The 11703-nt window shown below is 37.4% G+C and carries 8 protein-coding genes; all 8 read left to right on the forward strand.

What is annotated here, in order from left to right; genetic code table 11:
• Nucleotides 1–62 precede the first annotated feature (62 nt).
• The 8 genes from KQI69_RS08215 to KQI69_RS08250 all read left to right on the forward strand — a co-directional run bounded on the left by KQI69_RS08215 (nucleotide 63) and on the right by KQI69_RS08250 (nucleotide 11526).
• Nucleotides 63–1976: an ABC transporter ATP-binding protein gene (locus tag KQI69_RS08215; protein WP_216564895.1), complete on the forward strand. Its 1914-nt coding sequence runs from the start codon at nucleotides 63–65 to the stop codon at nucleotides 1974–1976.
• Nucleotides 1977–2117: 141 nt separating this feature from the next.
• Nucleotides 2118–2966, forward strand: coding sequence for a purine-nucleoside phosphorylase (locus KQI69_RS08220; RefSeq protein WP_216564896.1), 849 nt, complete (start codon nucleotides 2118–2120; stop codon nucleotides 2964–2966).
• A gap of 180 nt (nucleotides 2967–3146) precedes the next feature.
• Complete coding sequence (locus KQI69_RS08225) at nucleotides 3147–5234, forward strand: L,D-transpeptidase (RefSeq protein ID WP_216564897.1); 2088 nt, start codon at nucleotides 3147–3149, stop codon at nucleotides 5232–5234.
• 22 nt (nucleotides 5235–5256) lie between these two features.
• On the forward strand, nucleotides 5257–6192 hold the full coding sequence (locus tag KQI69_RS08230) for an AAA family ATPase (RefSeq protein ID WP_216564898.1): 936 nt from the start codon (nucleotides 5257–5259) through the stop codon (nucleotides 6190–6192).
• 121 nt (nucleotides 6193–6313) lie between these two features.
• Nucleotides 6314–7474 (forward strand): FprA family A-type flavoprotein, encoded by a 1161-nt coding sequence (locus tag KQI69_RS08235; RefSeq protein WP_216564899.1) that lies wholly within the window; start codon nucleotides 6314–6316, stop codon nucleotides 7472–7474.
• Nucleotides 7475–7604: 130 nt separating this feature from the next.
• On the forward strand, nucleotides 7605–8561 hold the full coding sequence (locus KQI69_RS08240) for a leucine-rich repeat domain-containing protein (RefSeq protein WP_216564900.1): 957 nt from the start codon (nucleotides 7605–7607) through the stop codon (nucleotides 8559–8561).
• A gap of 72 nt (nucleotides 8562–8633) precedes the next feature.
• Entirely contained in the window at nucleotides 8634–9902 is a 1269-nt protein-coding gene (locus KQI69_RS08245; RefSeq protein WP_371818787.1) for a VWA-like domain-containing protein, read from the forward strand.
• Between the two features lie 106 nt (nucleotides 9903–10008).
• Nucleotides 10009–11526, forward strand: a complete 1518-nt coding sequence (locus KQI69_RS08250; RefSeq protein WP_216564901.1) for an AAA family ATPase — start codon at nucleotides 10009–10011, stop codon at nucleotides 11524–11526.
• Nucleotides 11527–11703 lie beyond the last annotated feature (177 nt).

Consider the following 11703-nt stretch of genomic DNA (forward strand, 5'->3'; position numbering starts at 1 on the left):
AGCCAGTAAAATCAAGGATTTTGTTGAACATGCACTAAAAAGAATAGAGAGGATAATGCTTTATGCCTAAAGGACCAATGGGACCGGGAAAACCTGGTGCAAAAATAGAAAATCCCGGCAAACTTTTTGTCAGATTGATGAAATATGTATTTAAGTATTACTGGGTACACTGTCTAATAGTAGTAATAGGAATAATCGCAAGTGTATTTGCGACAAATCAGGGAACAATGTTTACACAGACACTTATCGACAAATATATACTGCCTTTGTCAAAGAGTTCTGACCCTGATTTTTCAAAACTTCTTGCAAAGATAACTGAAGTAGGAATATTTTACGGTGTAGGTGTCATAGGAGTATTCCTTTATAACAGACTTATGATATATGTTACGCAGGGAACACTTAAAAGACTCAGAATAGAAATGTTTAATAAGATGGAAACACTTCCTATCAAATATTTTGATACACACGCACATGGAGATATCATGTCACTTTACACGAACGATATAGATACGCTCCGTCAGATGATAAGCCAGAGTATACCTCAGGCTATATCAAGTGCGATAACTATCGTCAGTGTGTTTATCTATATGCTGATACTCAATGTACCGCTTACGATACTTACACTTGTGATGGTTGGAGTTACACTTGTAGTTACAAAGAAACTCGGCGGACTCAGCGGTTCTTACTTTATGGCTCAGCAGAGAGACATAGGTAAGTTAAACGGCTATGTCGAGGAGATGATGGAAGGCCAGAAAGTAGTCAAGGTATTCTGCCATGAAGAAGAAAGTATGGAGGGCTTTGACAAGTTAAATGACCAGTTGTTTGACAGTGCGAACAATGCCAATAAATTCGCAAATATCCTTATGCCGATAAATGCACAGCTCGGAAATATAAGCTATGTGCTCTGTGCAATGGTCGGAGGTATCCTTGCCCTTAACGGAATCGGTGGATTTACTATAGGTGGTCTTGTAAGTTTCCTTACATTCAATAAGTCATTTTCAATGCCTATAAATCAGATGAGCCAGCAGTTTAACTCTATCGTAATGGCTATGGCAGGTGCCGACAGGATATTTAAGCTTCTCGATGAAGAACCTGAGGTGGATGATGGATATGTAGAGCTTGTCAATGCAAAAGAGGATGCAAATGGCGAGATAATCGAAACTGAGGAACACACGGGAATGTGGGCTTGGAAGCATTTCCATAAAGATGATGGAACAACAACATATGCACATATGAGAGGTGATATAGTATTTGACCATGTTGACTTTGGTTACAATGATGACAAGATGATACTCCACGATATAGTGCTTTATGCAAAACCAGGTCAGAAGATAGCCTTTGTAGGTGCGACAGGTGCCGGAAAGACAACCATCACAAATCTTATAAACAGATTTTATGATATTCAGGATGGAAAGATAAGATACGACGGTATAAATGTAAATAAGATAAAGAAAAATGACTTAAGACGCTCGCTCGGTATCGTTTTACAGGACACACATCTGTTTACTGGAACAGTAAGGGAGAATATCCAGTATGGTAAGCTTGATGCGACCGACGAAGAAATCGTAAAGGCAGCAAAACTTGCGAATGCGCACAGTTTTATCACAAGACTTCCGGATGGATATGACACGATGCTTACGGGTGACGGTGCAAATTTAAGTCAGGGACAGAGACAGCTTCTTGCTATAGCGCGTGCGGCAGTTGCAGATCCGCCTGCACTTATACTTGATGAGGCTACAAGTTCGATAGATACAAGAACTGAGAAACTCGTTCAGCAGGGAATGGACGGACTTATGAAGGGAAGAACGACATTTGTCATCGCGCACAGACTCTCAACGGTAAGAAACAGTGATTGTATCATGGTTCTTGAACAGGGCAGGATAATAGAGCGTGGAACGCATGATGACCTTATAAAAGAGGAAGGAAAGTATTATCAGCTTTATACGGGTAAACTTGGAAAAGGAATTGCTGGGTAAGAATATTGGGCGAAACTGCTGCAGACTGTGAGGCTTGCACGACTAACATTATCTGTTATAGTCGTGCAGGCAAGTTACATTTATTAACAGTTTCGCAATAGACTTTATGGAGATAATTATATAAGTAAGGAGATTAAAAAAATGTGTAAAGATTCAGAAGAAATTTATGATAAGCTGAAAAGGTGCTATGAGTGTTTTAGTAACAAGGTTGATTTTGAGCCTGATATTGCTCTTGTGCTTGGTTCAGGGCTTGGTGATTATGCGGATGGCATCGAAGTGGTGACTGAGCTTGATTATCATGAGATCGATGGATTTCCTGTTTCGACCGTTTCAGGGCATCAGGGAAAGTATATCTTTGGTTATGTGGAGGATGTGCCTGTTGTCTGCATGCAGGGGCGTGTCCATTATTATGAGGGATATGATATCTCTGATGTGGTGCTTCCGATAAGGCTTATGAAGCTTATGGGGGCAGAGGTTTTGTTCCTTACAAATGCAAGTGGTGGTGTGAATTATGATTTCAGACCTGGTGATTTTATGTTGATAAAGGACCAGATATCAAGTTTTGTGCCATCACCTCTTATCGGAGAGAACATTGATGAACTTGGTGTGAGATTTCCTGATATGAGTGAGATTTACGACATAAGTTTAAGAAAAGTTATAAAAAAGACGGCAGTCTCACTTGATATCGACCTCAAAGAGGGAACTTATCTGCAGTTTACCGGGCCTGCATATGAGAGTCCGGCGGAGATAAGGATGGCGAGGGTACTCGGTGCGGATGCCGTTGGAATGAGTACGGCTTGTGAGGCCGTGGCAGCTAACCATATGGGTATGATGATATGTGGTATATCATGTATATCCAATATGGCAAGTGGCATGAGTGTTACGCCATTAAGCCACAAAGAGGTGCAGGCGACAGCCGACAGGGTTTCGTCGGACTTTAAAAAACTTGTAACAGAGAGTATAAAAAATATACATTTTCAGATAAGATGACAAGATAGGGCACAAAAATGACACCACAGTGTTTTATGATAGGATACGAAAGAATATTTAAAGTCATATCATAAAATATTGTGGTGTTTTTGCTGGCAGATAAGTCTTTACTTGCAATACAATATTAAGAAGTGGTAAAATATATATAAAAGTAAACATATTTTTGATGGGAGGAACAAAATGTTAGAAAAAAGTAAACACAGACAAAAGATCAAAGTATTACCAATGATGTTTTTGGCAATTGTATTTGCAGTTGTCTTTTCAATATCTGCAAATGCAAAAGCAGCAGAGTATGCGGCTAATGTAAATACGGATCGTGCAAATGGTGTGTGCACATATACATTAAATGGTATTGATACTACAGAGACACAGAGCATGATAACAAAGGTTACATATACGGATGACGATGGAAATGCAGTAAGTGTATATGAACAGCCAGTTGTTTTTGATACACAGAATTGCAAAAATGGTCAGTATACAGGTTCATTTGCATTGTCTGACCTAAAGACATATGCCTATAAAGAATATACAGTATCGTTTGTCATGAGCAGTGGAATTACTGTTGAGGCAGGTGCAAAATGTGATTTTACGATACACAGCGAAAATATGGCTCTTAAAGTTGACGGTTATAAATCAAAAGCAAACAGGACTATATCATTTGTTAATTCAAATAATGATGTTTTAGTTCCGGGAAAAGATAATCAGATACAGCTTGCTATTGTGAAAAATGATGGAACCGATGAAAAGAAGATAGGTTCATCCGTTGAAATCCCTGAGTCATCAAAGATCTGGGATATCGATCTTACAAAGTATTGTACTGAATATGGAAAATACAATGCAGTTGTTACACTTTTGAACAGCAAACTTGCAGATGGAAAAGAGGAAATTGCAAAAACAGAATTTGAAGTTGCACTTACATATGGAAAGGTTGGTTCAAAGACAACAGCTAAGACAGAAAAAAATCAGGCATTCCGTGTGTATGTTGAGAAAGTAAATTCAGCACTTGTAGTAAAAGAGGTTACATTTAATATTTATGACAGTGCCGGAAAACTTGTTTGTACTGCAAAGGGTGTTCATAATGGAACAAGTACATATTATTATTCAGATATACCATTAAAATCGATAAATCATAAATTTGGGACATATAAGATTGAGGTTCTGGTTACTGATAATGCCGGCATTACAAGAACTCTTAAATCAACAGGAAGTGCATCCATAAAAATAAAAAATGGTACTCTTACCGTAGTTAAGCTTTCAAATGGAACATGTAAGTTTAAACTTGTAAATGCATATATCCCGGGAAATATAAAGAGTGTGAGATTTAAGGTATACAGCATAAAAAATGGAAAGAGGACATTTGAGAAAAATCTTGTTGGTGTCTATTCAAATAAGGCTTATATTGCAAACTATAAATACACTAATAAGGGCAGATTCCAGGTGATGGCATGCGGCTATACTCAATGGAACAAAGAAATTAAATTAAGAACAAAGGAATTTAATGTCAAGACAATTGATGTTGGAAAAAACGGATGGCGTTATGAAACATATGCCGGCAAAACATATAAATTTTATTATAAGAATGGCGACAAGGTGACAGATCTCACTAATGTCCTGAAATTAAAAAAGGGAGATAATAATTTAAAGATCGTAGTGAACAGAGCTGCGTGCTGTGTTACTATATATGCATATGACAGTCAGAAAAAAGGATATATAATTCCTGTTAAAACATGTACTGTATCAGTTGGAAGAGATACGGCTTCAACATCAGGGGCAGCAGGGCTTACTCTGTCATCATCTTATACACCGCTTGGTTCATATTCTATATGTACTAACGGCACGGCTGCAAAATACAGCTTAAAGCCAATGGGAGAGCCTGACGGAAGTACTGTTTATGCAAGATGGGCAAGTCATGTTGTAGGTAATGTTTATTTTCATGCGATAGCAGTCGGAAGCCAGTCACATTATGCATTAAATCCTGTGACTTACAACAAGCTTGGCAGTGCTGCATCTGCAGGCTGCATAAGGATGACTGTGGCAGATGCAAAATGGCTTTACGATTATGTGCCGGTAGGAAGTTCGGTCAAGATTGAAAAAGGAAATTCCAAAAAGCCGGGACCTCTTGGAAAAGAAGCTACGATAAAGGTTTCAAGTTCAATAAATTATGATCCTACGGATCCGTCGATACCTATAGCTACAAAGAAAAAAGATTATAAAGCAGGAAAGATAAGCGGCTATATGACAAGTAAGGGAACTAAAGTCGGATATTGATAAATTAGGAGGTGCAGATATTATGGGAGAGTATGATGTTAAGGAGCTTGTAGAAAAGATATATGAGCTTGATGTAAAAGTGTATGAAGCGACAGGAAGTACAATGGGGAAAGTATTTCCGGCGGGAAAAGACTTGTCTGTAAAAAAGATGCTTAAACATCTTGATGAGGATAAGAGACATTTTATAAGAGACGAAACGATTCTTATAGGAAATATGATATCTACGATAAAGGATTCTGAGCTTGCAAATGAGTGCAGGATGGAACTTGAACAGCTTAACGCCCTTTTAGAGCAGTATAGTCCTGCAAAAGTACTTCCGGATAGCTTTGTCAGTGATATTGCAGAGATGAAGAGCAGGTTTAAAGATGGTAACAAAAAGATTCTCTGTATAGGCAGGCAGTATGGAAGCGGCGGGCATGAAGTTGGTCTTAGACTTTCAACCAGATTAAATATGTCATATTATGACAATGAGATAATCAAGATGGCATGTGAGCATATTGGAAAAGATTTTTTTGCGGTTGATGCGTCACAGGCAGACAGTAAGAAAGGCTGGCTTAATAAGACACCTTTTTCACTGCGTAAATTTGCGGGAAATGATGAACTTTTCTTTGCACAGAGCCAGATGATAGAGGATATGGCAAAAAAAGGAGACTGTATATTCTTAGGCCGTTGTGCTGATGTTGTTCTTGGCAATGCAGATATACCGCATATATCTGTTTTTATAGGAGCACCATTTGAAGAGAGAGTAAAGCATGATATGGCATGTACAGGGGCATCATATGATGAGACTGTTGAGAAAGTAAGAGATATGGACAGGGCAAGAAAAGCATATTATAATTATTATACAGGCCGCCGCTGGGGACACTCAGAAAATTATGATATGTGTCTTAATACGGCATGTTATGGCATTGACGGTACAGTGGAAGTTATCGAGAAGATGTTTAAGATGTTTAAATAGTGCAGCAGTGTTATGGGCAAGTAACAGGGCAGATTGTGAATACACGCTTGACTTGTCGTTGTGCCGGACATTGATTATAAAATAACAGATGTTTTGATCTACGAAAGGAGATTTTTTGAGTATGTTTATTTCAGATAGTGTAAAATATGTTGGTGTTGATGATAAGGATATAGACCTTTTTGAGAGTCAGTATGTAGTGCCTGACGGCGTTTCATACAACTCATACATTATATTTGATGAAAAGATAACTATAATGGATACAGTTGATGCAAGAGCAACGGATGAATGGGTTGAGAATGTTGAGAAGGCACTTGACGGTAAAGAGCCGGCATATCTTGTTATCTCACATCTTGAGCCTGACCACGCATCAAATATAGCCCTTATCGCAAATAAGTATCCGAATATGCAGCTTATCGGAAATGCAAAAACTTTCCAGATGCTTCCACAATTTTTTGATGAGGACTTTTCAGATAGACAGGTTGTTGTAAAAGAGGGTGATGAAATCCCTCTCGGAAGCCATTCACTTACATTTGTGATGGCACCTATGGTTCATTGGCCTGAGGTTATGGTTGCATATGAGAAAACAGAGAAGATACTTTTCTCAGCAGATGGATTTGGCAAATTTGGTGCACTTGATTCAGAGGATGATGAAGGATGGGCCTGCGAAGCAAGAAGATATTATTTTAATATAGTGGGAAAATATGGTGCGCAGGTACAGAATCTTCTTAAAAAGGCATCAGCACTTGATATTCAGACTATCTGTCCACTTCACGGTCCTGTATTAAAAGAGAATCTCGGATATTATCTCGGTCTTTATAATACATGGAGCAGTTATGAACCTGAGGATGAAGGTGTTCTTGTGGCTTATGCATCAATACATGGAAACACTGCAGAAGCGGCAAAGCAGATAGCAGAAAAACTTAAAGCTAAAGGCGTTGAGAAGATGGAAGTTATGGACCTTTCAAGGGACGATATGGCGGAAGCTGTCGAGGCGGCTTTTAGATATGACAAGATGGTGCTTGCCTGTGCAACATATGACGGAGGACTTTTCCCTGTTATGGAAGATTTCTTAAATCACTTAAAAGCAAAGAACTTCCAGAAAAGAAAAGCTGCACTTGTTGAAAACGGTTCATGGGCTCCACTTGCAGCAAAGAAAATGCGTGAGAGTCTTGAGGGCATGAAAAATATTGAGATATGTGAAAATATAGTTTCAATAAGATCAACAGTCAAAGAAGAAAATATTGAACAGATGGATAAGATGATAGATGAGCTTTTGAAATAATGATTTAATGAACAACAAAAATAATGCTGTCATGTTTTGGATACAATTTCAGGACATGGCAGTATTGTTTTTAAGGAATATGAAGATAACAGTCAGTATGTGAGAGTGACTGAAATTATAAGAGGAAGAAATGATAAAAGAAATAGATGGGCTTATTTTATTGGTAGATGAGAGTGAGACAGGGATTACACTTTATCGTGTATTTTCAAAAAGTGGTGTTGTAGATATCCCTGAATATATAACAGAGATAGCACCGTATTGTTTTTCGGGGACATTGCATCTTACAAAAGAGCTGCAAAAAGAATATGATAAAAAAGATATAGACGATACGATTTACCATGAATTTTCAGGGGAATTTGTAGAAAGCATAAAATTACCTGACAGTGTGACCAAAATAGGTAATAATGCATTTTATAACTGCAAAAAACTTAAATATATTACAATAGGAAAGAATATAAAAGAAGTTGGCAGTGATGTGTTTATGAACTGCCGCAGCCTAAATAAGATATATATGCGAAGTGACATAGGTGATATTACAGGACTTAAACAGGTGTTAAGCAGAATTTCCTCTGAGATTGAAGTGGCATATCTTAAAGAAGAAAGAGTTACTGCAAAGGTGTTATATCCTGAATATACTGAGGCATATGACGAGATAGCACCTGCACATATATTCGGAAGAAATATAGAAGGCGAAGGATTCAGGGCAAGACAGTGTTTTGATGACGGAAAAGCGGATATGAACCAGTATGATACGATATTTCCAAAAGCCTCAGCAGAAGAAAGCATTAAAGTTGCAGGAAAGATAGCACTTTACCGTCTGATGTATCCGTATATGCTAAAAGATTCGTCAGGAGATATGTATATGGAATATCTTAAAAGTAACAAAAATGAGATTATGGGTATCTGTATTCAGGAAAAAGATATTGATGAGATAAAATTTATGCTCGAAAAGTTTAACGATGACAGGGATATGGTAGAAAGTGCTATAGTTATGGCAAATGAAACAAATTTTGGCGAGGCAGTGGCACTTATATTAAAGTATCGCAAGAAAAAAGAAGATATAAGAAAGTCTAGATATGCTTTTTAATAGCATATTATGATAGTTTTGCAGATATCTATTTAGGATTATGATTAATGGGAGGTGTATATAGAGTTGAGAGTGCAGACACAGAGTGAGTGGGAATGGCAGGTTTCTAACGACATTTTTAAGTTTATCAAAAATGAGCTTTATATGGAACTTAGATTTTTTGATGTTGCTTTTAGTGAGCTTACACCAAAAGTGGACGAGACAATATATACTATGTCAACTGATGGAAATTATATATATTTTAAGCCTGAACATATGATAGGCGTATTTAAGAAAAACTCAAAATATCTTGACAGGCTTTTTCTGCATAGTGTCCTTCACTGCATATTCAGTCATCTGTGGATAAGGGGGGAGAGGGATTTATTTATATGGAGTATTGCATGTGACATTATTGTTGAGTACACGATAGACAGGATGGAAAAGGAAACATTGAAAAGACCTCTTAGCTGGTTAAGGATGCAGGTCTATGAAAAAATAGATGAAGATCCTGACCGTATGTCTGCGGCAGTTATATACAGGGAACTTATGAAAGCTGACAGCGAAACGATAAACAGGCTTCAGATGGAATTTTATACCGATACACACAAACACTGGCCAAAAGAAGACAAAATGTCGGCAGCACAGAATCAGACGAAAGATAAGTGGGATAAGATATCAAGGCAGAGCGAGATTAAAAAGGAAAGTCAGGGAAAAGAAAACGACAAGGGCAAAAATTTCTGGCAGCAGCAGATAAAAGCTGAGAGAGGTAAGAAAAGTTACAGGGAATTTTTGAGAAAGTTCTGTATTTTAAAGGAAGAACTTAAGATAGATATGGACGAATATGACCTGAATTATTATACTTATGGCCTTAGGTTATATAAAAATATGCCACTCATAGAGCCGATAGAAACAAAGGAAAATCTCAGGATAGAGGAACTTGTGATCGTTGTTGATACAAGTTATTCGACAAGCGGAGAACTCGTCAAAAAGTTTTTGAGAGAGACATTTACGATATTGTCAGAGACGGATAGCTTTTTTAGAAAGCGAAAGATACATATAATACAGTGCGATGAGATGGTACATTCGGATATAACAGTTACAGGTGATACAGATATAGACAGGCTTATAAATAATTTTGAACTTGCAGGTGGTGGAAACACTGATTTCAGACCTGCATTTGAATATGTAAATAATCTATTGGAAACAGGAGAGATAAAAAAACTTCAGGGACTTTTATATTTTACTGATGGAAAAGGAAAATATCCTAAAAGAAGAATGAACTATAAAACGGCATTTGTGTTTATTGACAAGATGAGTGAGACAGAGGTGCCTGCATGGGCGATGAAAGTTTCGCTGGAATGAGTTGGGGCTAAACTTGAAAGTTGACAGTGAAACAAAAGGTTGTGGGAATGTTAGGGATTATCACAAAAATTTTGATTAAATATGCAAAATGAAATGAGGAAAGACAATGAATATTAAGAAAGCGAAAGATGAGATAAAAAATACGGTGAGGGCTTATTTGAAAAAGGATGCGGATGGAGAGTATGTTATCCCTTCTATCAGACAGCGTCCTATTCTTCTTATCGGACCTCCGGGTGTTGGCAAGACGCAGATTATGGAGCAGATTGCTAAAGAGTGCAGGATAGGTCTTGTTTCGTATACGATCACGCATCATACAAGACAGAGTGCGGTCGGACTTCCGTTTATTGTTAAGGAGGAGTTTGGCGGAAAAGAATATTCTGTAACCGAGTATACGATGAGTGAGATAATTGCGAGCGTTCACAGAAAGATTAAGGAAAGCGGGATTTCAGAAGGGATTTTGTTTATTGATGAGATAAACTGTGTCTCGGAAACGCTTGCGCCTACGATGCTTCAGTTTTTGCAGTGCAAGACTTTTGGAAATCAGGAAGTGCCTAAGGGATGGATAATAGTGGCAGCAGGAAATCCGTCAGAATACAATAAGTCAGTAAGAGAGTTTGACATGGTAACACTTGACCGTGTAAGAAAGATTGATATTGAGGCTGATTTCAACATATGGAAAGAATATGCGGCAAATAATCATATAAACAGAGCGATAATAAACTATCTTGAGCTGAGACCAAACAATTTCTACAAGGTAGAAGCTGATATAGACGGAATGCAGTTTGTGACGGCGAGAGGCTGGGAGGATTTAAGCAATCTCTATGATGTATATAATGATATAGGTATAAAAGTTGATGAGGACATAATTGCTGAGTTTATACAGCACGATGACACAGCAAAAGATGTTGCGGCATATTTTGCTCTCTATGAGAAATATAAAAATGACTATGGTATTCAGGAAATACTTGCAGGAAATCCGTCAAAGCAGGCATACAAAAATATTTTTGATGCATCGTTTGATGAGAGGGTAAGTGTCATAAATCTTTTGATAAGCGGACTTGAGGTATCATTCCACAGGGTATGGTTAAATAAGTTTGTAACGGATATATGGTATGATTTTCTTAAAGATTATAAATCAAGGCTTAAAGAAGATACAAGTTCAGTGTTTAATACTTTGGTTGAAGAAAAGAAGTGTTCGTTTGAAATGGACAAAAAGGCAGGATTTTTGAATAAGGATGAGATAAAGGCAAATGAATATCTTATAAGTAAACTGTCAGAAACACAAATGGGCCAGGAAAAAGACATTGATGCAGCATTTGAGAAGGCACTTTCAGGCTTTGAGAGTCAGAGAAAGACACTTGAGGAAAGTGAGGATATTGCATCTGAACAGCTTGAAAATGCATTTTCATTTATTGAGGAAACACTCGGAGCAGGTCAGGAAATGGTCGTATTTGTAACAGAGCTTACATTAAACAGTGAAACGGCAATGTTCCTTGCTGATAATCCAAGTGAGAAATATCTCAAATATAACAGTGAACTTCTTATTGGCACTAAAAAAGAAGAGATATTGTCAAAGTTAAGGAAAGATGAGATTTATGGCAGCGAACATATAAGAGATTTATAAATATAATGTAATACATCTGGTACCATTCACGCCATATATTTACCATTCATGTAATCTGCATTAAAAAATACATAAAATGTGCTAAAGTATAAATACCAAAACTTAAAATGCAGTACATCAGTACAATGAATAATTAATAATTGATACATTGAACAAGCCTGCACTTTCGATAGCACA

This window comes from Eubacterium sp. MSJ-13 (genome assembly GCF_018918235.1).
Classification (GTDB): domain Bacteria; phylum Bacillota; class Clostridia; order Lachnospirales; family Lachnospiraceae; genus Butyribacter.